Origin of the sequence: Dokdonia sinensis, from assembly GCF_003688895.1 — a bacterium.
Taxonomy (GTDB): Bacteria; Bacteroidota; Bacteroidia; order Flavobacteriales; family Flavobacteriaceae; genus Dokdonia; species Dokdonia sinensis.
Map to the genome: position 1 here is coordinate 55,336 of NZ_REFV01000010.1, position 23,045 is coordinate 78,380.

Sequence of the window (23,045 nt, forward strand, 5' to 3'; positions counted from 1 at the left end):
AAGATGACACAACTACAAAATATCATAGAAGAAGCCTGGGAAGACCGTTCCCAACTCACAAATAAAGTAACCATAAATGCTATACGCGAAGTGGTAGATATGCTAGATCGCGGCACCCTGCGCGTAGCAGAGCCCACAGATGAAGGCTGGCAGGTAAATGAATGGATAAAAAAGGCGGTAGTCCTTTATTTTCCTATTCAAAAAATGGAAAAACTAGAGTCCGGTATTTTTGAGTATCACGATAAGATTCCGCTTAAGGGGGATTATGAAAATCGTGGAGTTCGTGTCGTACCCAATGCAGTAGCACGTCATGGTGCTTACATATCTAAAGGAGTGATTCTTATGCCTAGTTATGTAAATATAGGTGCTTATGTAGACGAAGGAACAATGGTAGATACTTGGGCCACAGTGGGAAGTTGCGCTCAAATAGGTAAAAACGTACACCTAAGCGGTGGCGTAGGAATAGGTGGGGTTCTTGAGCCGCTACAAGCCGCACCAGTGATTATAGAAGATGGTGCGTTTATAGGTTCAAGATGTATTGTTGTAGAAGGCGTACGAGTAGAAAAAGAGGCTGTTTTAGGAGCAAATGTGGTGCTCACTATGAGTACGAAGATCATAGACGTTACAGGTGATAAGCCCGTCGAGACAAAAGGTATTGTGCCCGCTCGCTCCGTGGTAATTCCAGGAAGTTACACAAAGAAATTCCCAGCGGGAGAGTATCAGGTTCCCTGTGCGCTCATTATCGGAAAACGTAAAGAAAGCACAAACAAAAAGACATCACTCAATGATGCGTTAAGAGAATATGATGTAGCGGTTTAAGAGCTCAAAATCCTATGAAGTTTCTCATTATTCAGCAAAAGATGATAGGCGATGTTCTTACATCGTCTATTTTGTGTGAATCGCTTAAAAAGCGATATCCAGATAGTGCTGTGCATTATCTTGTAAATAGCCACACTATCCCTGTGCTGGATAATAACCCATATATAGATAAACTTATTCTATACACTCCAACAATGGAGAAAAATAGTGCAGACAGAAAACAACTACGACAAATTCTAAAAGCAGAGGATTACGATGCAGTTATGGACGTTTATTCTAAAATAGGAAGTGCCAGAATTGCAAATGCTACAAAAGCCCCAAAGATTATTGGATATAAAAAGTGGTATACCCGATTTATGTATACGCACGTTTTTAGGTACAATACTGTTCCCGAAACAGAGGCTGGTTTGGCGGTAGAGAACAGAATGATGTTGTTGCAACCTATTGCTCCAGATTTCCCTAAGGAAGTTAAACCTAAAATATATTTGAGGGAAGAGGAGATCGCTTTCGCGAAAGCGGAATTAAAAAAATACGCCGTCTCCACCTCAAAACCCATCTTTATGATTGGTGTTTTGGGCAGCTGCCCCGAAAAAACATACCCACTAACCTATCTCGCCCAAGTATTGGACTTCATTGTCCTAAAGACAGAAGCAACACTTTTACTAAACTATATTCCAAATCAAAAGGATGACGTAGAGAAACTCATTGCTCATTGTAATAGCGCTACTCGCGACCATATAAAAGAAGATGTTTACGGCAAGAGTCTACGTGAGTTTATTGCATTAACAAACGAATGTACGGCCTACATAGGAAACGAAGGCGGTGCGGCAAATATGGCAAAGGCCATAACTATACCTACATTTTCTATATTCTCGCCTTGGATCACAAAAGCTGCCTGGGCACTTTATCTAAACGAGAATAATATAGCCATACATCTTGCAGATTATAAAGCCTCTCTTTACAAAGAGAAAACCTTAAAAGAAATACGAAAACGCGTTCATCATTATTACGAAAAGTTGGAACCTGATCTTTTTAGAAAAGAACTAGATGAGTTTTTGAAAAAATTTATTTTATAAACTTCTCATTATACCAGGCCACCTGAGCCCTTAAACCCTGTTCGAATGGCATTTGAGGAGCATAGTCTAAAATTCTTTTTGCTTTCTCAATATTTGCAGAAGTCTTAAGTTGATCTCCAGAACGTTTAGACCTCATTTCCAGATTTGCCTTCTTACCTATAATCTTCTCAATAAGTGAAATACCTTGAGATGTCGTGTAGACTTCAGAACTTCCTAAATTTATGATTTCTCCATTGCAAGCGCTTATTTTGCTAAGTATTGCAGTCAGACCATTTACAATATCGCCTACGTATGTAAAGCTACGCTCGTGCTCTAAACTTCCCTCGTATAAGGGAAACGGCTGGTTTTCGTATATCGCTTTAATAAGTTTAGTATATAGCTTTTCTGGACGTTCCCTAGGTCCATAAACAGAAAATAAGCGAATCGACGTTGCAGGGAATTTTTTGTGAGCTTGAGCGCTAAGCACTAAAGTTTCGGCGGCGAGCTTTGTTTCTCCATAATGTGAGGCTGGTCTAGGGACTTCAACTTCTGTAGATGTTGCATGCAGTCCATAAACTGATGAAGTTGATATATTTACAAATAGTTTAAGGTCAGGTTGACAATCTGTAACCCATTTAATTAAATTTTTTGTAGCCTCAATATTATTGCGCTCATAATCTTCTAAAGGGGTATCTGCAGAAATTCCAGGTTGAGCTGCAAAATGATATAATACATCTATCTTCTCTGGAAGAATCTGGGACAGATTATCTAGTAAATCTCCTTCTATTAACCGCACTCCCTTATTGGTAATATCCTGAGCATTTATGCGCTTGAGATTGACATCGTAATAAGATGAAAAATTATCTATTCCAAAAACCTGATGCCCTAATTCTTGAAGTTTTTCAGAAAGGTGAGATCCTATAAAGCCAGCCGCCCCGGTTATAAGAATTTTCATAATTCGCCTGCGTTTTTATCTATACCATAGTAGGTAAAGGCGTATTGTTTTTTTCGGGTGTGTTTACGGATAGCTGTATTTTTTCTAAGTGCTTCTTCATTTACATAACTACGTAAATGGTCTAAATGTATACAGAGAGCGCTGTAGCGTATTTGTTTAGATTTAATCCCAAGATTAATCAATCGCTCTCCCATTTCTCGGTCTTCACCGCCATACTGCATACGTTCGTCAAAACCGTTTACAGCAAGAATATCTTTTTTCCAACCACTAGCATTGTGCCCGTTCCAACTTGCCGTTGTCGGTGTAAGTGCGTTTAAAACTTCTGCCCCTTTACCCGCTGTCAATTTATGATTTTTATAGGAGGACTTTAAACCTTTAGACTTAAGCCAATTTATTTCAAAACAGCGTTGAGAAATGATATCCTCGTTTGTAATGGCAGTTGATATATCTAGCGGTAATTTAAAATAGCCACCAGAGAGAAAATATCCCTCTTCCCTATAGTTCATATGCTGCTCTACAAAATCATTTTTTGGGATACAATCGCCATCACTAGTGATGATATATTTGGCATTGCAAGATTGAATAGCTTTATTAAGTATCCTGGTTTTTTGAAAACCATCGTCCTCCTGCCACACGTGAATAATAGGTACAGGAAAATTTTCTGAAATATTATCTAATAATGTTTTCGTTTCAGGACCGGACCCATCATCTGCAATAACAATTTCAAAGTCAAAGGTGGTTTGCACCGCATATCCCCAAAGCGTTTTTTTTAACCACTCTACAGCGTTATACGTACTTATTATTACTGATATGGATGGTTTAGATTGCATTGTATAGGCAACAAAATTACACTTTTATTCTTAAAAAAGTTAGTAGCTTTGTCATCCAATATATTCTATGGAGAAACTAACCGCCATCGTTCCTACAGGAAACGAGGAACATAACATTCGCGAGGTACTGGAGTCCGTCGCTTTTGCAGATGAGATCATGGTGGTAGACTCATATAGTACCGATAAAACTGTGGAGATTGCACGAGAATTTACGGACACTATTCTCTCTCGCAAATACGGATACTCTGCCTCGCAAAAGAACTGGGCTATACCGCAAGCAACACACGAGTGGATTTTACTCGTAGATGCCGATGAACGTGTTACTCCAGAGCTTCAAAATGAAATTAAGGAAATTTTAAAAAACCCACCAACCGATGGCACAGTAGCCTACTGGATTTACAGAATGAACCATTTTATGGGAAAACGTGTAAAGTATAGTGGATGGAAAAACGATAAAGTAATACGCCTTTTTAGAAAGAGCTACTGTCGTTATGAAGATAAGATGGTACACGCAGAAATTATCGCCGATGGAAAAGTTGGGTATTTAAAAAACAAGTTTAGCCACAACACTTACATATCACTAGATCATCATATCGAAAAGCTAAATCGTTATGCTGCGTGGCAAGCCCGGGACTATGACAAGAAAACTAACAGACTCACCGTATTTCATTTTATAATAAAACCCTTTTGGGGCTTCTTCAAGCATTATATAGTACAAATGGGTTTTAGAGACGGTGTCGTGGGACTCGTAATAAGTTACCTACAAGCATACGCCATCTGGATGCGCTATGCTAAATTATGGCTCTATAGAAGAGGTTTAAAATAATTTAACTACCCGCGTTTTCTCTTTTAACTAAATTCTCAATATGTGCATAATGATGATTACTGTGCCAAGCATATTGTCCCACGTTTTGTCGTAGGCTTATTGTAGATTTTCCCTCTGGATGTCTAAAAGTGCGTTCAAACTGCGCATTCGTCATGCCTTTGAGCAAGCGCACTAATTTGAAATGTACAACCTCGATGTGCTTTAAGGACCATTCTATGGGAGCATATTTAGCATCATCGAGTTCTGCCCACTCTTTTTCCAGGTATGGCTTTATGAGTGGGTTATCCTCAGTAAGTGCCCACTTAAATCTGATATAACTATGATGATGGCTATCTGAAATATGATGAACGAGCTGTCGCACGGTCCAGCCACCATCCCTGTATGGAGTGTCGAGTTGCTCATCTGACATATCACTTACTAGAGTGCTCAATCGTACAGGAAGAAGTTCCAGTGTAGTTATCCACTCTTGTAATTTTTCTTCAGAAATTTCAGTAGGAATAGATGCTTTTCCTATAGGGTATTGAAGATGAGTGATGTCAGACATAATGTTTATATTGTGGATACTCTTCAAAATTATAAGATTGAACATCCTCACCCCATCTCGAGCCTCATTTTTAATTAAAAAGATGTCAACAAAAAAGTGCTGTGATTTGACTCACAGCACTTCTAATTTTTATGCTTTCGCGAAATTTACTCTAAACTTGTTTCGCAAGCGAAAAAGATCTACTTCACCGCAACTAGCTCTACATCAAAAATCAATGTAGCATCTGGAGGGATCACGCCACCAGCACCAGCGCTACCATAAGCTAGGTCCGAAGGAATAACAAGACGTGCCTTGTCGCCCTCTTTCATAAGACCAATACCTTCATCCCAGCCTGGAATTACCTGCCCCACGCCTAGTTGAAAATCAATAGGTGCGTTGCGCTTGTATGAACTGTCAAATACAGTCCCATCAGAAAGCTGTCCTTTATAATGTACAGAAACCGTTTTTCCTTTCTCGGCAGCTTTTCCAGTTCCTTTTTGGATGATTTGGTAACGTAAACCGCTATCAGTCTCATCAAATCCAGTCGCGAGCTTATCAAGCTCTGCTTTTTGAGCCTCTTTAATTGCTGCTATTCTCTTCTCTCTTGCTCCTTCAAAAGTACGGAAGGCCTCAACAGCATTCCAATTTTGAGCTTCGTCACCTATTCTAACAATCTCCACTTTGTCCATCGTGTCTCCCTGTGCAACGGCATCTACAACATCCTGTCCATCTACCACTTTACCAAAAACGGTGTGCTTCCCATCTAACCAGTCTGTAGGAATATGTGTGATAAAAAACTGACTCCCATTTGTTCCTGGACCAGCATTTGCCATACTTAAAACTCCAGGCGCATCGTGCTTTAAATCTGGATGAATCTCATCGTCAAATTTATATCCAGCATCTCCAGTTCCTGTTCCCTGAGGACAACCTCCCTGAATCATGAAGTCTGGAATTACACGGTGGAATTTAAGTCCATCATAGTATGGTGTTCCCTGTGGTTTTACCGAGTTTTCTAAATCCCCTTCGGCTAAGGCTACAAAGTTACCTACTGTTCCAGGTGTTTTTTCGTGTTCTAGTTTTACTGTTATTTCGCCTTTTGGCGTATGAAATTTTGCGTAAATCCCGTCTTGCATTGTTGTCTATTTTAATGAGCCGCAAAGATACCATATAGTAAGAAGTTAGACGAATGAGTGTGGAGATTTTTCGGCTCTTGAAATGAGTTCTGAGTCAATTTCGCGAAAGCGAACCCCTATCCACTATATAGAACTGATTTTTTGTAGTATTTTTAAAATCCGACGTTTAACCAAACACTATTACACAATGCGATTACTACTTTCTCTATGTCTTTCTCTTCTATTTGCTACCGCCTATGCTCAAACCGGTGAGGTCGATATGGAGTACTATTTGCCAAAAGATATTACCTATAACCCCAACATCCCGACACCAGAAAGTGTGATAGGCTATACCCCTGGAGAATGGCACGTAAGCCACGACAAGCTCTCGGAATATATGCGCACGCTTGCGGCTGCGAGTGACCGTATGACCATAGAAAATAGAGGGACAACTTTTGAAGGGCGACCTATCCTACTGCTCACGGTTACATCACCATCAAACCACGCAAACATAGACAACATTAAAAAAGAGCACCTAAAACTTGTGGAAGATGGTAGCGCTTCTCTCAATACTGAGAATATGCCCATTGTTGTGTATCAAGGACTTTCTATACACGGAAACGAGCCTAGTGGCGCAAATGCTGGACTCGTAGCCGCCTACTACCTTGCCGCTGCTCAAGGTCAGAAAATAGATGAATTACTTAAAAATACGGTCATCCTTTTTGACCCCTCATTTAATCCTGATGGCTTACAACGCTTTGCATATTGGGCAAACACTAACAAAAGCATAAACATAAACCCAGATCCTCAGGATAGAGAATATGATGAAGTATGGCCTGGTGGTCGTACAAACCACTATTGGTTTGATATGAATCGTGACTGGTTACCGGTACAGTTGCCAGAATCGCGTGCGCGCATTGCAACATTTCACGATTGGTACCCAAACATTTTGACAGACCATCACGAGATGGGAAGCAATTCCAGCTTTTTCTTCCAGCCCGGGATACAGTCTCGCACGCACCCACTTACTCCTGCTCTCAATCAAGAACTTACAAAACAAATAGGTAATTATCACGCAAAGGCGCTGGATAAAATAGGAAGCTTTTATTATACGGAGGAAAGCTTTGACGATTTTTACTATGGAAAAGGGTCTACGTTTCCAGATATTAATGGTGGTATCGGGATTTTATTTGAGCAAGGAAGTAGTCGCGGGCACGCTCAAGAGACGGTAAACGGTCTTCTTGAATTTCCGTTTACCATACGCAATCAGTTTACCGCCATACTCTCTACGCTAGATGCTGCTCAGGGTATGAGAAAGCAATTGCTGGACTATCAACGCGACTTCTTTAAAAATGCTCGTGGTGAAGAAAAAGGTGGTGCATATGTTTTTGGCAATGAAAAAGATGCGGCAACAGCCTATCATCTAGCCGAAGTACTTAAACGTCATAAAATAAAAGTGCACGATGTAAAAGGCAGCTTTCGCGAAAGCGGTAAAAATTTTAAAAGCGGTTATTCCTACATAGTTCCCAAAAACCAGAGACAAAGCAGACTCATCAAGGCGATGTTTGAAAAGCGCACAAAGTTTCAGGACAGCTTGTTTTATGATATAAGTGCCTGGTCTTTCCCGCTGGCCTTTGGATTGGATTTTTCTGAAAATGCCTCATTAAGCAATGCTGGAAACGAAATTCAAGATTTGAAAATGCGCACGCCTAAAAATGTATCTCAAAGTAACTACGCCTACTTAATGGAATGGCACGAATACTATGCCCCAAAGGCGCTGAATATGATTCTGGAAAAAGGACTGCGAGCAAAAGTGGCGATGGAAACATTCTCGCTCGCAGGTACTTCCTATGATTATGGGACAATTATGATTCCTGTTCAAAACCAAGAACTCTCGGCTTCAGAAATGGGAGCCTTTCTTAACAAAGTAGCTCAAGAAGCACATATTGATATCACAGCTGTGGCTACTGGACTTACTGAGGGTATCGATTTAGGAAGTAATCAATTTAGACCACTCTCGCCAGCAAAAGTGGCTATTCTCGTAGGAGAGGGTACAAATAGTTATGATGCTGGAGAAATCTGGCATTTATTTGATACTCGATATCAAATGAAAATTACAAAACTCGACGTGAAGGATTTTAATCGGGCTGACATAAGTAAGTATACTGATATTATCCTGCCAGCTTCTTACGGAGCTTATGATAAAACTATAGCCGATAAATTAAAGGGCTGGGTGCGCAATGGTGGAACATTAATAGGCTACCGCAATGTTGCAAACTGGCTGGAGAATAACAAAATGCTCAATATCGACTTTGTCAAAACTGAAAATCCTGCTAAAAATGTAACTTTTGAGCAGCGCAGGGATTTTAGCGGTGCGCAGGTTATAGGAGGAGCGATTTTTGAAGCAAATCAGGACAGATCACATCCTATTAATTTTGGGTACACTAATGACAAAATTTCTTTATTTAGGAATACCACAATATTTGTAAAAGCCGATTCTACGAGTTATAAAAACCCTATAAGATATACTAAGAACCCATTACAAGCAGGATATATCTCTACAATCAATCTGGAAGCAATTCCAGAAACCCGCCCTTTTGTACATCAAAGTTCTGGACGAGGAGAGGTCATTTTATTTACAGATAATACCAACTTTAGAGCGTTCTGGTATGGTACAAACAAGTTGCTTATGAATGCTATTTTCTTTGGAGATCAAATGTAATTACCTGTGAGCACAGACTTTATCTGGTTATCAAAGCTTCTTGTTGATTTTGGGCTGGTTGTACTTATCCTTATGGTACAGCTCATTGTTTACCCTAGTTTTAAGTTTTATGACCGCGAGTCCCTGCTGTATTGGCACAAGTTATATAAGACACGATTAGCAGTTATAGTAATTCCTTTAATGTTTGCGCAAGTCATCCTGAGTGTTATTATAGTATGGAACTTGAGCACATACGCTATAATTAATGGAATTCTCGTCGTAGGTGTTTGGGTTTCTACCTTTATACAGTTTGTGCCTATTCATAACCGTATAACTAACGAGAGCTATAAGGAACTAGACTTAGAATTACTTGTAAAACGTAATTGGGTGCGTGTTGCAATTTGGGTTGCAATATTCTCAGTTTCACTATTGCAGTACAATACGATTTAGGATTGTCGTAAAGACTATTTTAGAGCTTGTTGCGCCACTACTTGCGACAGTACGATTTGCGTTTTACTTTCACCATAACTTATGATCTTATCTATAAACTCTTCAAGGTGCTTCTGATTGCGCAGGACGACTTCCATCACGATATTTTCATTTCCGGTAATGCGATAGCAGTTTACAACTTCTTCCCACTTTACAACTTCTGAGAGGAAGGGTTTCAGTTTTCCCATAAATGCGCGCAACGTGATAATAGCTTTGAGCTGATAATCTAACTGCAAATGAGAGACTTGAGCCTTATAACCCAAGATTACCCCAGTATCCTCCAACTTTCTGATACGCTCTGCTACCGCCGGTGATGAAATCCCTACCTCACGAGCTATCGCTGCATTAGTCATTCGGGCGTTTTGCTGAAGGCAGCTCAAGACTTTAATATTGATAGAATCTTTCATTTATTAAGTTTATAACAATAATTCTTTACATTATAAATAAAATTAACGTATTAACCTTATTTATTAAATTATCAAAACCTTAAAGGTAATTACATTTGCTATAATTATGCGGTCAAATTTGCAACCTTTTACAATTCATAACGAGCCTTTTTTTAAAAAGGCGTTAGAGATTAATGGACTGGTGAGATCTATCGTAAAGAACCTAGCAAGCTCTGCATCTATATTTGATCTTAGGGATTCTGTACATTTATCAGAGCGCTGCCTTGACGCCTTACAGATCTCTGCATTACAACTCCCTTCTGCAATTGCTGAAGCAGAAGTCGCAGCAGATTATCACAAAAAAATCAGATTTCAGGAGTATATATTTCAGATGACAGAAGATTTAGAAGTTTATTGTAGTGTCATAAAGGGAAATAGAAAAAAGACAAAAGGTCTTAATAAGCTAATTAAAGCCGTAGGGGACTTTAGAAATCTCCGTCACCATTGGGAATTAAAAATTACTCAACAAAACTAACTTTCCTAAACGTATTGTGTTATTAGAAATCATTAGCGATAATGTGCTGGGTTAAAGTCTGTTAATTTATACAGTTTTGAAAAATGGGTTCCTATATTTAGTACTCTAATCAAAACTATACTATTATGAGAGACATTATTTCACTCCTTATTGTATTACTTATTATCGGGTGGCTCGTAGGCTTTTTTGGATTTGGGGACGCCGTGGGAAGTTTAATTCACATACTTTTAGTTCTCGCTGTGATTGGTATACTATACAGACTTGCAACTGGAAAGAAACTATAATTAACAATAAACGAAATATTAAAACCAATTATTATGACAAAGAAATTTTTTACACTAGCCGCAGTAGCACTTTTTGCCGTTTCAATTAGCAGTTGTAGAGAAAAAACTGCAGGAGAAAAAGCTGGAGATGCTATAGAAGACGTAGCAGACGATGTGGAAGATGCTGTAGATTAACAAATATGAATCACAAAATTATTTCAAAAGGCCTCCTTAAGGGAGGCTTTTTCTGTTTGTAACAGAGTGATGTTCCATTTTCATTCTCATTATTCATAGTATCTTTGATCGTTTACAAATTTTAAATTCTATGTTATTGAATTACAGAATTCTTTTTATACTCTTTTGCGCATTTTCAATAAGTAAATCTGTTTATTCGCAAACTGCGATTCCTTCTAATGTACAAGACACATTAAGCATTTGGCAACTTGCAAAATATGATGCTAAAGCAGCAGTTTTAGGCGTAGGCCACGCCTACTCAAGACCATTATACTGGGATGGAAAAGACTGGACCACGTTTGGAATAGTCGCTGGTGGTACTGCACTACTCTATTTTGTAGACGATGAAACAAGCTCCTATTTTAGACGACAACGCGATAGACTCCCGAGACCTCTTAGAGAGTTTGGTGATAGATTTGGGAGTCCACAAGTGGCCTATGGCTTGACAAGTTCCGTATATCTTTTTGGCCTTTTTACTAAAAATCAAAAGGTAAGAGAAACAGGGGTACTGATGATATCCTCAGCAACAGCGGCCGGGTTTCTACAAACGGTTCTTAAAGCAAGTGTAGGAAGGTCAAGACCTCAGAATGGTCAAGGTAAATTTGATTTTAAACCATTTAGCGGGCAAGCGGGATGGCGTTCTTTTCCTTCTGGACATACAATTCTGGCTTTTACAGCTGCATACTCTATTGCAAAACAATTTGATAATCCTTGGGTAAAAGCAGGCATCTACGCCGTAGGTTTAATCTCACCATTATCTCGCGTTTGGGATGGCGCCCATTATCTTACAGACGTTGCACTCAGTATGGCGATAAGCATCGCAACAGTAGATGCTATAGATAATTATCTGAATAAAAATAATCTATATCCAGACGGTCGGAAAAAACCCGGGATTTCTTGGAATCTTCACCTCGGCTTAGGCAGAGTGGGCATTGTCGGTTCATTTTAAAATTATGACCTCTTACGATTTTATCATTGACCTTCTTTATCCCCTCGAGTTACGGCAGCGTAAGATGTTCGGTGTAGATGCATACTATATAGAGGATAAAATGGTGTTTGCCTTGCGCGAAAAAAACCACAATATCATCGATAATGGTATTTGGATAGCTACAACAAAGCAGCATCATCAAAAACTTAAACATACGTTTAAAACCATAAAACCGATTGAAACTATCGGAATCAAGAGCTGGTTAATGCTCCCCGCCTCTAGCGACATTTTTGAATATGAAGTACAATTGCTTGTTCATCTGATTCGAATGAGAAGTCCACTCATAGGCATTATACCAAAGTCTCAAATTTCTAAAAAATAACCTTCTTCACTCTTCTTGCTTCTAATATTTAAGTTTACGCTTTCGCGAAAGCGTAAAAAGAACCACGCAACATACTGTATTTAAGAATATTAAGTGTTTGGCACGTTCATTGGTTTCTTTAAACCAAATCGTACGCCGAAAGTCGGTAACGTAATAACCCTAATATTTTTATTATGAAAAAGCTATTAGCACTCGCCGTAATTCTTCTAGGAGGAATCACCGCACAAGCAAACCAAGTGACGGATCTCGATCACAACAAAAAACCAGGGATACGTTACAACCACTCACAGCCTATAACTTTTGTACAAAAAGGTATCCGTTTTTTTGTTTACACAAATGGGACCTTTGACTTTGAACTACCACAGCATTTTAATAGCGGTCGTCGAGGGTATGGAAATTATAATGCTCCGGGCACAACTTATGGTGTGCGATATCCTTATAGATCTAATAGACTCGTACGCCACGACATTTATGGTAATATCACTCAAGTAGGTAGAAATGTAGTTTTTTACAACCGCCGAGGTGCTGTTAGGCAGATAGGTAGTGTCGCAATCAGATACCACAAAGGGCGTCTAGATCGTATTGGGAATATGCACGTAAATTATGATAGATGGGGTCGTATAAATGAGCTTTCTGGACGTATCTATCACGATCATACATCTTGCGGTATATGCGGAATAAATGGGTGTACTGCAAATCATTTTGATTACGGATATAACCAAGGCTCATACCAGAACTGGGATTACCACGGGAATCTAGGTGAATGGGGACGAAGAGACGCGCATCACAACGATGATAAAAAGAATAAAAAGAACCGTCGTGGTGATTAGGATTATGACGCCTCAGAAGATTAGTTAGTTATTAGAACCCTCAGAAAAAAACGCTGAGGGTTTTTTCTGGGATAAAAATGGAGGCTCGTCTTGTACAATTTCTAAAATAACTTGTACAATTAAAAATGGTCTTCCATTTATTCTTCTATTTGACCGTTTACAACGTCCAATTATATAACGTACTGATATAGAGTGATATTTGCGTAATACAAACAGTACTATATGGAGGTTTTACCGAAGAACGCACGCATTTTCCAAGGTATTCTTGGAATCTTAATGATAACTCACGCTGGCTATACAGTCTTACATTATACGCGATTTTTATCAGATGTAAATAAGAGTTTAATAAGTGCGGATTTAGAAAGCTATAATATTTTGGGGATTTTTCTTTCTCTGTTTCCTTTTATAGAATTTTTCCTTGGAGCACTGCTCATACTAGCACTTTACATAAGAAAAACGTTATGGTGCTCTATATTGCTATTTGGACTGATCGTTGCTTTTCTTGCTCTTGCAGATGCCTACACGAGCTTAATTATATGTTCAATCTTTTTTCTTTCACTAGTCTACTTACTCGTAAATAGTAAAGGGATCCAGCGGCCAAGATTTCCTAAAGATACTTTTTACTTATAAAATGGCATTCAAGGAGATTAGCCTCATTGAAACTTGTTATTAAGATACCTGCTGCTGTATAATTTCTGAAGTAATCGTTTTTATTTAGTGAAAATGGCTAGAAACTCCGAACAAAATATAAGTATTCCCACTTATACTTGTAAGCATCCGTTTATTACTTGGGATTATATAATGTACGATTTGTAACGCACCTTTGTACTATTAAAAAATATTGGTTTTAGAGAGGCTCTGAGAATGTCCCCCAATTTATTCCCCCAAGAGTAACAGAGCCTCTTTTTAATAGAAGAATTTTCATAATAGATTGGTTTTAATAAATAGTTTGATTTTTATCTAAAATGCGCGGAGTGGTTACCGCGCATTTTTTTTGTCTCACTATTTTAAAAGAGCAAGCGCAGCTTTATAATCTTCCTCGGTATCTATCCCCACGGTAGCTTTATCTGTCTCTACCATCTTAATACGGTCTCCGTTTTCTAAAAAACGAAGTTGTTCCAGTTTTTCGGCGATTTCTAGGGTGGTTTGGGGCAAGGATGAAAATCGTATCAAAGCTTCCTTATCATAACCATAAATGCCCAAGTGACGATACACATTGACTTCTTCCGGTAATTTATCCTCTGCTTGCCACGCTATCATTTCATCTCTGTAATAAGGAATGGGAGCTCTGGAGAAATAGAGCGCTTCATTATTTTTGTCGATAACTACCTTTACGGCATTGGGATTCAGTAATTCAGAAACCTCTTTTATACGAAACATACCACTCACTACGGCAATTCCCTTCTGATAGCCCGCTATGATGTCCTCAATGAGGTTTGGGTCTATAAAAGGTTCATCGCCCTGTACATTTACAATGAAGTCGGTTTCCATTTGTCTCGCCACCTCAGCGATCCTATCTGTACCAGATTGGTGACTTTTACTGGTCATCATTACGCTCTCCATAAATTGTTTGCAGTGTGAGAGAACTTTATCATCGTCTACCGCGATGATTATGGTATTCACTCCACGTACCTTTAGGCATTGTTCATACACACGTTGCACCACACTCTTTCCTTTTAAATCTAAAAGGATTTTATTAGGCAATCTAGAGCTATTGAGCCTTGCGGGAATAACAATGGTAGTGTGCATTTCCTAAATTTTTATGTCGTGCAACTGGATGACTCCCTTTAGATCTGTCGCGGTCCCTACGAGCAATGAGGTTATCTTGCGCTCTACCATCATTTTTTGAGCAGTGTCCAGTCTTTCTGTGTGGTCAATAAACTTCGGCATTTTCGTCATTATTTCGGCAGGGTTAAGGTCAAAGAAATGCTTCTGATGTTTCTCCATTGCACGGCGCAGGTCACCGTCAGTAATGATGCCTTCCACATTATCTTGCGTACCTACAACACATAATCCTATCCTTCCATTATTTATTTTGTAAATACAATCCGTCATCGATGCATTACTTGCAACTAGCGGGACACCTTCGGAAGACATAAAGTCGACTACTTTAGAGAGTAAACGTTTTCCTAAACTTCCGCCAGGGTGATATTGTGCATAATGTTCTTCTTTAAAACCACGACCTTCCATTAATGCTACTGTAAGTGCATCTCCTAATGCTAGTGTGAGCGTAGTAGATGTAGTAGGTGCTAACCGTAGCGGACAAGCTTCTGTAAGCGGTCCTATATTAAGGTGCACGGTACTATTTCGCGCAAGCGTAGAATTAGGATTACTCGTTATGGATACGATATCAATCTCATTGTCAATTAAATAAGGCAATAATCTCAAAATCTCATCTGTCTCGCCAGAGTTTGCAATGGCGAGGACGCTATCTTCTTTTGTAATCATTCCTAAATCCCCGTGAAATGCTTCTGAAGGATGCACAAAAAAGCTGGAAGTACCTGTACTGGCAAAAGACGCCGCAATCTTGGTTCCGATGTGTCCCGATTTTCCCATACCCGTGACAATCACTTTCCCAGGCGCTTTTAAGAGAATCTCTACGGCCTTTGTGAAGCTCTCATCTATGTTATCCTTTAATTGCGCAAGTGCTTTTGCCTCAATATCCAGTACGCTTTGTGCAATCTTAATGTAATCCATTTTAGGCTTTCAGTTTTGCTATAAGACCTTCTAATTCATCTATTTGTAACATATTGGGGCCATCACTTTTAGCAATATCTGGATTAGGGTGGGTTTCTATAAAATAACCATCGGCGCCCCAAGCCTTTGCGGCCATTGCCATATACGGCACAAATTCGCGGTTGCCCCCAGTCTTCCCTCCTGCTCCACCTGGGCGTTGCACGGCGTGCGTACAATCCATCACGATAGGCACGTCAAAGGCTTTCATATCCCGAATGTTTCTAAAATCAACCACAAGATTATTGTAGCCGAACATATTGCCGCGTTCCGTGAGCACTACTTTATCGTTTCCAGACCCACGAACTTTCTCCACAGGGAACTGCATATCTTCTCCAGAAAGGAATTGCGCTTTCTTTATGTTTACAATCCGACCTGTTTTTGCAGCTTCTACGAGTAAATCTGTCTGACGACAAAGAAATGCCGGAATCTGTAAAATATCAATGACCTCGCCAGCGACTGTAGCTTGATGTGGTTCGTGTATGTCGGTCGTAACTGGGAGATTGTATTTGTCCTTAATGACTTTAATCATCTCCAGTCCTTTCTCAAGTCCTGGCCCTCTAAAAGCGCCCAGAGAAGTTCTATTTGCCTTATCAAAAGAAGCTTTAAATATCACCTCAACACCCAAATTCTCTCGTATCTCAACCAATCGTCGTGCAACGGTATCCAGCAGTTCTGGAGATTCAATCACGCAAGGTCCAGCGATGAAAAAGGGTTCGGTTTGAAATTTTTTATATAGATCCATAGTATTTATTGCCATTGTTCGAGGTACCAGTCAATGGTTTTCTCGATACCTGATTCAAAATTTTCGGCGGCTTGCCAGCCTAGACGGCTCTCGATTTTTGATGCGTCTATTGCATACCTCCTATCGTGCCCCGCTCTGTCTTTTACAAAGGTAATGTATTGTTTATAGCTTGCTCCTTCGGCGAGCGGGTGCTTTTTATCGAGGAGCTCACAGATGTGATTTACGATAAAGAGATTATCCTTCTCATTGCGACCGCCTATGTTATAGGTTTCTCCTGAGTCCGCTTTCGCGAAAGCGGTATCTACCCCCACACAATGATCCTTTACATACAACCAGTCACGTATATTCTTGCCATCACCATAAATGGGGATAGGTTCCTGCGCCAAAGCTTTGCGCAGTATCGTCGGGATGAGCTTCTCTTTGTGCTGTTTGGGTCCATAATTGTTTGAGCAATTTGTAATGATCGTATTCATCCCGTAGGTGTGATGGTAACTGCGCACAATCATATCGCTCGCTGCTTTTGAGGCGCTGTACGGTGAGTTAGGTGCATAAGGGGTTTCTTCGGTAAAAAGCCCTGTTTCCCCTAGTGTACCGTAAACTTCGTCTGTACTCACGTGCAGGAAACGCGCATTTTCAAAACCATCCTTATATGTAAATGGTGCTTTCATCCAAAATTTATAAGCTACATCCAGCAACGTAAAAGTCCCGTTTACATTAGTCTGTATAAAAACCTCCGGACCTGTTATGGAATTATCCACGTGTGACTCCGCTGCAAAGTGAATAACGCCAGATATGTTGTGCTTTTTAAATAGATTCTCAATGAGTTTTCTATCATTTATGGAACCTTCAATAAATGTGTATCGCTCGTTTTTAGTAATCTCAGAAAGATTTTCCAAGTCGCCCGCATAAGTAAGCGCATCTAGATTAATAATGTGCACATCTGGGTGGGCTTCCAGATAATAAGGTATAAAATTAGAACCTATAAAACCAGCACCGCCGGTAACGAGTATATTTTTCATTAGGATTGTATTCTAGATAACGCTTCTTGTAACGCAACGTCCCATAGACGTATTGTGATTTTGAAATCGGTTTCGGTTTTAGTGGTGTCTAGCACGCTATATTTTGGTCTTTTGACTTTAGTTGGGTATGCAGAGGATGGAACGGGTTGTACGCTACAGTTGGGGTGGGTTGTTTTAAGTATCGCTTTCGCGAAAGCGTACCAACTCACTTCCCCATTATTTGCATAATGATAAATCCCGGTTTTACCGTCCTTCATTTGAGGAATCATTTCCAAAATCGCCATCGCCAAATCCCGTGCATAGGTAGGTGATCCTACTTGATCCTCTACCACAGAAATCGAATTTAGTTCCTCACCCAACCTGAGCATTGTTTTTACAAAATTATGTCCAAACTCAGAATACAACCAAGAAGTACGGATGATCAAACTGTTTTCTGGATGTATCTCCATAATTGCCTCCTCACCTTTGCGCTTGCTTCTGCCATAGTTTCCCAACGGTTCTGTAGGAAAATCTGTTTTGTACGGTTTTTCTCCTTTGCCGTTAAAAACATAGTCTGTAGAAATATGTATGAGACCAATATCTTTCTGAGCACATATACTTGCTAGGTTTCTTACGGCAACTGTGTTAATCAAATTTGCTTTAGGGCCTTCGTCCTCGGCTTTATCTACATTAGTGTATGCGGCGCAATTAATGATGTAATCGCAGTCGTTTACTTTAAAAAACTCTTCTAAAGCTGTAGCATTAACTAGGTCTAACTTTGCTCGCTCAACAAATACAAATTCAAAACTCGTATAAAGTGATGCAATCGCCTGAAACTCTTGCCCCAGCTGCCCACCTGCGCCTAGAACTACAATATTTCCTATCATAAAGTATTGTATTCAAAGACATCTGCATCTTGCAATAATGGAAGCATCTTATCTTTTTCTGACAGAATAAAGGTTTCTTGATCTCCCCATTTTAAATGGAGTGCAGGATCGTTAAAAATGATACCTCTTTCACTCGATGCATCGTAATAATTATCGCATTTGTATGAGAATATGGCTATGTCGCTCAGAACAAGAAAACCGTGTGCAAATCCTCTAGGCACTAGCATTTGGTGCTTGTTTTCTGATGATAAAACGGCTGTTACGTGCTTGCCGAATGTCGGGCTTCCCTTCCTAATGTCTACTGCAACATCCAGCACTTCGCCCTGAAGAACCTGAACTAGCTTTGCCTGTGCCCGCTCTCCTATCTGATAATGTAATCCTCGAAGCACGCCTCGAGTTGACTGTGATTGATTATCCTGAACGAAATTATAGTTTCCTACAAGTTCTGTAAATCGCCTCTTATTAAAAGATTCAAAAAAATAACCACGTTCATCCTTAAATACTCGAGGAGCAATGATCTTTACGTCCGGAATAGCTGTTTGTATAATTTCCATTATTTTACTCCTGCGCGTTTAAGTAAGTAAGTCCCATAACCGCTCTTCTTAAGCTTGTTTCCGTGTTCTATAAGTTTCTCCTTTGTTATGTAGCCCATTTCGTAAGCTATTTCCTCAAGGCAAGCTACTTTAAGACCTTGGCGTTTTTCGATGGTTTCTATGAACGTTCCTGCTTCTAGCAGAGACTCAAAGGTTCCAGTATCTAGCCACGCATAACCACGTCCCATTGTGACCACTTTAAGGTCACCTTGTTCTAGGTACACTTGATTTACGCTTGTGATTTCGAGTTCACCACGTTTTGAAGGCTTTATATTCTTTGCAATTTGCACCACTTCATTAGTATAGAAATATAAGCCTGTAACAGCATAATTTGATTTTGGCTTCTCTGGTTTCTCTTCTATCGAAGTAACATTTCCTTTGTCATCGAAACCTGCAACACCGTAGCGCTCAGGGTCTGAGACATAATAGCCAAAAACCGTTGCCTTCTTCTCCTCTTGTGCATTCTGTCTTGCATTGCGGAGCATCTGTGGGAGTCCGTGACCGTAAAATATGTTGTCTCCTAAGACCAAACATACATCGTCATTACCGATAAAATCTTCACCTATAATAAACGCCTGTGCTAGTCCGTCTGGACTCGGCTGTGTCTCAAAAGAAAGTGACAGTCCTAAATCCGACCCGTCACCTAATAATTTTTTAAAATTTTCTTTATCTTCTGGGGTTGAGATAATAAGCACTTCCCGTATTCCTGACAGCATCAGTACTGACAAGGGGTAATAAATCATAGGCTTGTCATACACTGGGAGCAGTTGCTTAGAAACTCCTTTCGTTATGGGATATAATCGTGTGCCGCTGCCTCCAGCAAGGATAATTCCTTTCATAGTTATCTTCTATATGCACAAAGAAACGAAAAAACTAAGAGTCTTATCGACTAACTCCCTCTGATTCCCGACGATCGCTAGATTCTAACTAAAAACACTAGTGTTAGCATAAGTTTATAATCAAATAAATTTCTAGATTGTATATTTAACGTAATAACCTTAAAACAATAAAATTATGGTAAAGTCAAAATATCAGAATGTTCTCGAACTAGGAGAGCAATTAAACATTCAGAATGGAGATGTTAAAGAGGAGAATGGAAAACTTCACATCACCGGGACTGCAAGCAATCAATATGAGAAAAACCAACTTTGGGATGCAATAAAGGCATCTGGAGGTGAAAATCCTCAGGACATTATGGCCGACATTAAAGTTGCAGATACTTCGTATTATGCAAAGCATACCGTACAGAGTGGTGAAAGTCTGAGTAGAATTGCAAAGCATTACTATGGAGACCCGATGAAGTATAATGCTATTTTTGAGGCTAACAAAAACATTCTTAAAAACCCAGATGTCATTCATCCAGATCAGGAATTAGTGATTCCAAATATCTAAAATTAGGTGTTCGCTTTCTTGAGTCAAGCTCAGGATGTATCGCGAAAGCGCACTATCAAAAAAGCCCTCAATTATGAGGGCTTTTTTATTTTTAGTTGAATCTAAATATTTAAAATAATTCTATCTAAATCAACTACTTATAATCACAAATTAATCCAATAATTTAAATTAACCTAATCCAGAAATATAGCTTCCATAAAGGTCGTTAAATCTCATTCCAGTAGTCAATTTGTACTTGGAAAGCTTCTTGTACTCCACTAATCCAAACAGCACAAACTCCATTAAAAAGTAACGATCTTCCTCTGGAATTTCTGGTTGATATTTGGCAACTAGATCAACTAATGGCGTGATACTATCCAGCATTCTTTTGTACTCATTATCGGTTAGGTTATCCTCTAGTTCAAAACCGCTTTGTTCAAAAAACCAAGCGAGCACATTTTCATAAGGATCTTTATCCTCCTCTTTTTTGAGTTTCTCAATTTTTGGGAAGTAATCGTCAAAGAGAGATTTTGTAGCATCGCCTATTAATATTTTGGCAACTTCATCTGCTCCCTCCTGCTCTCCTTCATATACTAACTCTACTTTTCCTGTAATGGCAGGAATGATTCCCATAAGGTCAGAATAGCGAACAGAAGTCTTCTTATCTCCGTTAAGCAACATTCTACGCTCAGCCGTACTCATTAAGTTTTCAAAAGCCGTAATGCTCATACGTGCTGAAATTCCACTCTTTTCATCTATAAATTCGCTCTCACGTGCTACAAAGCTTATTTCTTCAAGTAAATCTCTTACTAAGTTAGGTACATGAACCTTTTCTTTCTGACGTTCGTCTAGTTTTGCTTCTTGCTCTGTAATTGTTCGAGCTATTTCTATCGTTTCTGGGTAATGTGTAAGTATTTGAGAACCTATTCTATCCTTAAGTGGTGTTACGATGCTTCCACGATTTGTATAATCCTCGGGGTTTGCAGTAAACACAAACTGCATATCAAGTGGTAAGCGCAGTTTGAATCCGCGAATTTGGATATCACCTTCCTGAAGGATATTGAACAATGCCACTTGTATTCTCGCCTGTAAATCTGGAAGCTCATTAATCACAAATATGGATCTATTTGCCCGCGGAATCATTCCGTAATGAATTACACGGTCGTCTGCGTAGCTCAATTTAAGGTTTGCGGCCTTGATGGGGTCCACATCACCTATAATATCTGCCACAGTAACATCTGGTGTTGCCAGTTTCTCTGCAAAACGTTCTGAGCGGTGAACCCAAGCAATTGGGGTTTCAGCTCCCTTTTCTTCGATAAGCTCCGTGGCATATCGTGATATGGGATTGAGTGGATCATCATTAATCTCGGAGCCCTCTATTACGGGCATCCACTCATCTAAAAGATTTACCATCTGACGAGCCAATCTAGTCTTTGCTTGTCCCCTTAAACCTAAGAGGTTGATATTATGTTTCGATAAAATAGCGCGCTCTAATTCTGGAATAACCGTGTGTTCGTACCCGTGGATTCCAGTAAAAGATGGTTCTTCCTTCTCGAGTTTTGAGATAAGATGTTCTCGTAGCTCGTCTTTAATACTTCTAGATTTCCAACCCGAATTTTTGAGTTGGCTTAAGGTGTTTATTTCTTTGTAGTTCATAGTTTTTATTTCGTTTCCGCCGTGGCGGATTGTTCTGCAATTTCTTTTAGTATATATGCGATTACCTTACCCGTTTCTTTCGATTCACTTCATAATCCTGAAAAATCATTTCGCCCAGTCCTTTCAGGCCAGTGTAAAAAGCTTTTCCTTGATTTGCTTCGGTAAAATGGTCTACAAACTGCTGTAAATATGGGTCGTTTGCAATCATAAAAGTGGTAATGGGGATGCGTAGCTTTCGCGCTTGACGCGCCCTACTGTAACATTTATTTACAATGTGCTCGTCTAGACCATTGGGATTCTTATAATATCTTCCATCCTTAAGTTTGAGGCAGGATGGTTTTCCATCGGTTATATTAAAAATTTGTTTATTGGTATTGCGCTGGCGTCTTAAAATATCCATTGCGAGATCGAGTCCCGCGACAGTATTTGTATGATAGGGTCCAACTTGTAAATACGGTAAATCTTTAATTTTTATAGGCCAGGCGTCGTTTCCGTAAACAATAATATCTAGTGTATCCTTCGGATAACGGGTAGTAATCAATTGAGCGAGCGCCATTGCAACTTTTTTGGCAGGTGTGATTCGGTCTTCTCCATAAAGAATCATACTGTGAGAGATGTCAATCATCAGTACGGTACTCATCTGTGCTTTAAAGTGGGTTTCTTCGATAACCAGGTCACTTTCGCGCAAGCGGAAATCTTCTGCACCATTATTTATTTGAGCATTCCTAAGACTCTCCGTCATCGAAATACGTTCCAGCGGATCCCCAAAACGATATTCCCGATAATCGCCCGTATGCTCATCACCACGTCCAGTTTCCTTAGACCTGTGGTTTCCCTGTGCACTTTTCTTGAGCTTCCCAAAAATCTGATCTAATGCACGCTTACGGATAGCACGTTCTGTTTTCTCTGTAATAGAAGTACCCTTATTTCCGTCTGGAAGCACTTCCTCACGAATGTATCCCTTATCCTTTAATTCTTGTATAAAATCATCTAAGGTATAGTCCTCATTTGTGAGTTTATACTCATTATCCAATTGTTTGAGCCAGTCCATAGCCTCATCAAAATCTCCCGAGGTATGGGTTATCAATTCTTGAAAAATATCTAGTAATTGGTCAAACAGTGATTGTTCTGGAGCGTCGTATGTTTTAAAAACGAAACCACTCCTTTGTTGTTCTCTTCTCATAGCATTTTAAA

General features: G+C 39.6%; 26 protein-coding genes. 12 read left to right on the forward strand and 14 right to left on the reverse strand.

The features are described 5' to 3' along the window. Positions 1–3: 3 nt before the first annotated feature. Positions 4–819, forward strand: a complete 816-nt coding sequence (locus EAX61_RS10850; protein WP_121917793.1) for a 2,3,4,5-tetrahydropyridine-2,6-dicarboxylate N-succinyltransferase — start codon at positions 4–6, stop codon at positions 817–819. Positions 820–833: 14 nt separating this feature from the next. Further along, complete coding sequence (locus EAX61_RS10855) at positions 834–1,895, forward strand: glycosyltransferase family 9 protein (protein ID WP_121917714.1); 1,062 nt, start codon at positions 834–836, stop codon at positions 1,893–1,895. Here the strand turns inward: EAX61_RS10855 and EAX61_RS10860 are convergent. Together EAX61_RS10860 and EAX61_RS10865 are read right to left on the reverse strand one after the other, a co-directional pair. Next, positions 1,885–2,829 (reverse strand): NAD-dependent epimerase/dehydratase family protein, encoded by a 945-nt coding sequence (locus tag EAX61_RS10860; protein WP_121917715.1) that lies wholly within the window; start codon positions 2,827–2,829, stop codon positions 1,885–1,887. The genes EAX61_RS10855 and EAX61_RS10860 overlap by 11 nt on opposite strands. Then, a complete protein-coding gene (locus tag EAX61_RS10865) occupies positions 2,826–3,659 on the reverse strand; it encodes a glycosyltransferase family 2 protein (protein ID WP_121917716.1) in 834 nt (277 codons plus the stop codon). Before EAX61_RS10865 ends, EAX61_RS10860 begins: the two co-directional genes overlap by 4 nt. A 67-nt stretch (positions 3,660–3,726) precedes the next feature. Here EAX61_RS10865 and EAX61_RS10870 point away from each other — a divergent pair, with 67 nt between their 5' ends. Further along, positions 3,727–4,485, forward strand: a complete 759-nt coding sequence (locus EAX61_RS10870; RefSeq protein WP_121917717.1) for a glycosyltransferase family 2 protein — start codon at positions 3,727–3,729, stop codon at positions 4,483–4,485. A gap of 1 nt (position 4,486) precedes the next feature. On the opposite strand, the gene EAX61_RS10875 is transcribed toward EAX61_RS10870, so the two are convergent. Further along, the gene (locus EAX61_RS10875; protein ID WP_121917794.1) at positions 4,487–5,029 is read right to left on the reverse strand and encodes a YfiT family bacillithiol transferase; all 543 of its coding nucleotides are present in this window, start codon (positions 5,027–5,029) and stop codon (positions 4,487–4,489) included. Between the two features lie 179 nt (positions 5,030–5,208). Beyond that, positions 5,209–6,141: a peptidylprolyl isomerase gene (locus EAX61_RS10880; protein ID WP_121917718.1), complete on the reverse strand. Its 933-nt coding sequence runs from the start codon at positions 6,139–6,141 to the stop codon at positions 5,209–5,211. Between the two features lie 187 nt (positions 6,142–6,328). Between EAX61_RS10880 and EAX61_RS10885 the strand changes: the two genes are divergently transcribed. Together EAX61_RS10885 and EAX61_RS10890 are read left to right on the forward strand one after the other, a co-directional pair. Next, positions 6,329–8,842: a M14 family metallopeptidase gene (locus tag EAX61_RS10885; RefSeq protein ID WP_121917719.1), complete on the forward strand. Its 2,514-nt coding sequence runs from the start codon at positions 6,329–6,331 to the stop codon at positions 8,840–8,842. Positions 8,843–8,848: 6 nt separating this feature from the next. Continuing rightward, positions 8,849–9,271 carry a hypothetical protein gene (locus tag EAX61_RS10890; protein ID WP_121917720.1) on the forward strand — a complete coding sequence of 141 codons (423 nt, stop codon included), beginning with the start codon at positions 8,849–8,851 and terminating at the stop codon, positions 9,269–9,271. Between the two features lie 14 nt (positions 9,272–9,285). Here the strand turns inward: EAX61_RS10890 and EAX61_RS10895 are convergent, their stop codons facing one another. Further along, a complete protein-coding gene (locus EAX61_RS10895; protein ID WP_121917721.1) occupies positions 9,286–9,717 on the reverse strand; it encodes an Lrp/AsnC family transcriptional regulator in 432 nt (143 codons plus the stop codon). Between the two features lie 106 nt (positions 9,718–9,823). Between EAX61_RS10895 and EAX61_RS10900 the strand changes: the two genes are divergently transcribed. The 6 genes from EAX61_RS10900 (at position 9,824) to EAX61_RS10920 (ending at position 12,868) form a co-directional block, all read left to right on the forward strand. Beyond that, positions 9,824–10,231, forward strand: coding sequence for a hypothetical protein (locus EAX61_RS10900; RefSeq protein WP_121917722.1), 408 nt, complete (start codon positions 9,824–9,826; stop codon positions 10,229–10,231). A 125-nt stretch (positions 10,232–10,356) separates the two neighbouring features. Further along, entirely contained in the window at positions 10,357–10,515 is a 159-nt protein-coding gene (locus EAX61_RS10905) for a lmo0937 family membrane protein (RefSeq protein WP_121917723.1), read from the forward strand. 33 nt (positions 10,516–10,548) lie between these two features. Then, positions 10,549–10,689: a hypothetical protein gene (locus EAX61_RS16560; protein ID WP_201739448.1), complete on the forward strand. Its 141-nt coding sequence runs from the start codon at positions 10,549–10,551 to the stop codon at positions 10,687–10,689. Between the two features lie 130 nt (positions 10,690–10,819). Beyond that, entirely contained in the window at positions 10,820–11,677 is an 858-nt protein-coding gene (locus EAX61_RS10910; protein ID WP_121917724.1) for a phosphatase PAP2 family protein, read from the forward strand. 4 nt (positions 11,678–11,681) lie between these two features. Then, positions 11,682–12,038: a hypothetical protein gene (locus EAX61_RS10915; protein WP_121917725.1), complete on the forward strand. Its 357-nt coding sequence runs from the start codon at positions 11,682–11,684 to the stop codon at positions 12,036–12,038. A 173-nt stretch (positions 12,039–12,211) separates the two neighbouring features. Beyond that, complete coding sequence (locus tag EAX61_RS10920; protein WP_121917726.1) at positions 12,212–12,868, forward strand: hypothetical protein; 657 nt, start codon at positions 12,212–12,214, stop codon at positions 12,866–12,868. A 1,002-nt stretch (positions 12,869–13,870) separates the two neighbouring features. Here the strand turns inward: EAX61_RS10920 and kdsB are convergent. The 7 genes from kdsB to rfbA are packed head-to-tail and all read right to left on the reverse strand — an operon-like array spanning position 13,871 to position 19,663. Next, entirely contained in the window at positions 13,871–14,617 is a 747-nt protein-coding gene (kdsB, locus tag EAX61_RS10930) for a 3-deoxy-manno-octulosonate cytidylyltransferase (RefSeq protein ID WP_121917728.1), read from the reverse strand. Between the two features lie 3 nt (positions 14,618–14,620). Continuing rightward, a complete protein-coding gene (locus EAX61_RS10935) occupies positions 14,621–15,565 on the reverse strand; it encodes a KpsF/GutQ family sugar-phosphate isomerase (protein WP_121917729.1) in 945 nt (314 codons plus the stop codon). A 1-nt stretch (position 15,566) separates the two neighbouring features. After that, the gene (gene kdsA, locus EAX61_RS10940) at positions 15,567–16,361 is read right to left on the reverse strand and encodes a 3-deoxy-8-phosphooctulonate synthase (RefSeq protein WP_236642030.1); all 795 of its coding nucleotides are present in this window, start codon (positions 16,359–16,361) and stop codon (positions 15,567–15,569) included. Further along, a complete protein-coding gene (gene rfbB, locus EAX61_RS10945; protein WP_121917730.1) occupies positions 16,352–17,365 on the reverse strand; it encodes a dTDP-glucose 4,6-dehydratase in 1,014 nt (337 codons plus the stop codon). Before rfbB ends, kdsA begins: the two co-directional genes overlap by 10 nt. Continuing rightward, the gene (gene rfbD / locus EAX61_RS10950) at positions 17,365–18,231 is read right to left on the reverse strand and encodes a dTDP-4-dehydrorhamnose reductase (protein ID WP_236642031.1); all 867 of its coding nucleotides are present in this window, start codon (positions 18,229–18,231) and stop codon (positions 17,365–17,367) included. The genes rfbB and rfbD overlap by 1 nt, the downstream gene beginning before the upstream one ends. Beyond that, entirely contained in the window at positions 18,228–18,785 is a 558-nt protein-coding gene (gene rfbC, locus EAX61_RS10955; protein ID WP_121917731.1) for a dTDP-4-dehydrorhamnose 3,5-epimerase, read from the reverse strand. The genes rfbD and rfbC overlap by 4 nt, the downstream gene beginning before the upstream one ends. Continuing rightward, positions 18,785–19,663, reverse strand: a complete 879-nt coding sequence (gene rfbA / locus EAX61_RS10960; protein ID WP_121917732.1) for a glucose-1-phosphate thymidylyltransferase RfbA — start codon at positions 19,661–19,663, stop codon at positions 18,785–18,787. Before rfbA ends, rfbC begins: the two co-directional genes overlap by 1 nt. Before the next feature lie 175 nt (positions 19,664–19,838). Between rfbA and EAX61_RS10965 the strand changes: the two genes are divergently transcribed. Further along, positions 19,839–20,216, forward strand: coding sequence for a LysM peptidoglycan-binding domain-containing protein (locus EAX61_RS10965; RefSeq protein ID WP_201739449.1), 378 nt, complete (start codon positions 19,839–19,841; stop codon positions 20,214–20,216). 168 nt (positions 20,217–20,384) lie between these two features. On the opposite strand, the gene EAX61_RS10970 is transcribed toward EAX61_RS10965, so the two are convergent. After that, a complete protein-coding gene (locus tag EAX61_RS10970) occupies positions 20,385–21,851 on the reverse strand; it encodes a sigma 54-interacting transcriptional regulator (protein ID WP_121917734.1) in 1,467 nt (488 codons plus the stop codon). Between the two features lie 61 nt (positions 21,852–21,912). Then, positions 21,913–23,034: a vWA domain-containing protein gene (locus tag EAX61_RS10975; protein WP_121917735.1), complete on the reverse strand. Its 1,122-nt coding sequence runs from the start codon at positions 23,032–23,034 to the stop codon at positions 21,913–21,915. Positions 23,035–23,045 lie beyond the last annotated feature (11 nt).

Coding starts and splice junctions, on each gene's coding strand:
- EAX61_RS10875 (WP_121917794.1), bottom strand. CDS start 5,029: ATGTCTGACATCACTCATCTTCAATACCCTATAGGAAAAGCATCTATT.
- EAX61_RS10880 (WP_121917718.1), bottom strand. CDS start 6,141: ATGCAAGACGGGATTTACGCAAAATTTCATACGCCAAAAGGCGAAATA.
- rfbA (WP_121917732.1), bottom strand. CDS start 19,663: ATGAAAGGAATTATCCTTGCTGGAGGCAGCGGCACACGATTATATCCC.
- EAX61_RS10885 (WP_121917719.1), top strand. CDS start 6,329: ATGCGATTACTACTTTCTCTATGTCTTTCTCTTCTATTTGCTACCGCC.
- rfbB (WP_121917730.1), bottom strand. CDS start 17,365: ATGAAAAATATACTCGTTACCGGCGGTGCTGGTTTTATAGGTTCTAAT.
- EAX61_RS10860 (WP_121917715.1), bottom strand. CDS start 2,829: ATGAAAATTCTTATAACCGGGGCGGCTGGCTTTATAGGATCTCACCTT.
- EAX61_RS10850 (WP_121917793.1), top strand. CDS start 4: ATGACACAACTACAAAATATCATAGAAGAAGCCTGGGAAGACCGTTCC.
- EAX61_RS10905 (WP_121917723.1), top strand. CDS start 10,357: ATGAGAGACATTATTTCACTCCTTATTGTATTACTTATTATCGGGTGG.
- EAX61_RS10970 (WP_121917734.1), bottom strand. CDS start 21,851: ATGAACTACAAAGAAATAAACACCTTAAGCCAACTCAAAAATTCGGGT.
- kdsA (WP_236642030.1), bottom strand. CDS start 16,361: ATGGCAATAAATACTATGGATCTATATAAAAAATTTCAAACCGAACCC.
- EAX61_RS16560 (WP_201739448.1), top strand. CDS start 10,549: ATGACAAAGAAATTTTTTACACTAGCCGCAGTAGCACTTTTTGCCGTT.
- EAX61_RS10865 (WP_121917716.1), bottom strand. CDS start 3,659: ATGCAATCTAAACCATCCATATCAGTAATAATAAGTACGTATAACGCT.
- EAX61_RS10915 (WP_121917725.1), top strand. CDS start 11,682: ATGACCTCTTACGATTTTATCATTGACCTTCTTTATCCCCTCGAGTTA.
- EAX61_RS10910 (WP_121917724.1), top strand. CDS start 10,820: ATGTTATTGAATTACAGAATTCTTTTTATACTCTTTTGCGCATTTTCA.
- EAX61_RS10920 (WP_121917726.1), top strand. CDS start 12,212: ATGAAAAAGCTATTAGCACTCGCCGTAATTCTTCTAGGAGGAATCACC.
- kdsB (WP_121917728.1), bottom strand. CDS start 14,617: ATGCACACTACCATTGTTATTCCCGCAAGGCTCAATAGCTCTAGATTG.
- EAX61_RS10870 (WP_121917717.1), top strand. CDS start 3,727: ATGGAGAAACTAACCGCCATCGTTCCTACAGGAAACGAGGAACATAAC.
- rfbC (WP_121917731.1), bottom strand. CDS start 18,785: ATGGAAATTATACAAACAGCTATTCCGGACGTAAAGATCATTGCTCCT.
- EAX61_RS10935 (WP_121917729.1), bottom strand. CDS start 15,565: ATGGATTACATTAAGATTGCACAAAGCGTACTGGATATTGAGGCAAAA.
- EAX61_RS10895 (WP_121917721.1), bottom strand. CDS start 9,717: ATGAAAGATTCTATCAATATTAAAGTCTTGAGCTGCCTTCAGCAAAAC.
- rfbD (WP_236642031.1), bottom strand. CDS start 18,231: ATGATAGGAAATATTGTAGTTCTAGGCGCAGGTGGGCAGCTGGGGCAA.
- EAX61_RS10900 (WP_121917722.1), top strand. CDS start 9,824: ATGCGGTCAAATTTGCAACCTTTTACAATTCATAACGAGCCTTTTTTT.
- EAX61_RS10975 (WP_121917735.1), bottom strand. CDS start 23,034: ATGAGAAGAGAACAACAAAGGAGTGGTTTCGTTTTTAAAACATACGAC.
- EAX61_RS10965 (WP_201739449.1), top strand. CDS start 19,839: ATGGTAAAGTCAAAATATCAGAATGTTCTCGAACTAGGAGAGCAATTA.
- EAX61_RS10855 (WP_121917714.1), top strand. CDS start 834: ATGAAGTTTCTCATTATTCAGCAAAAGATGATAGGCGATGTTCTTACA.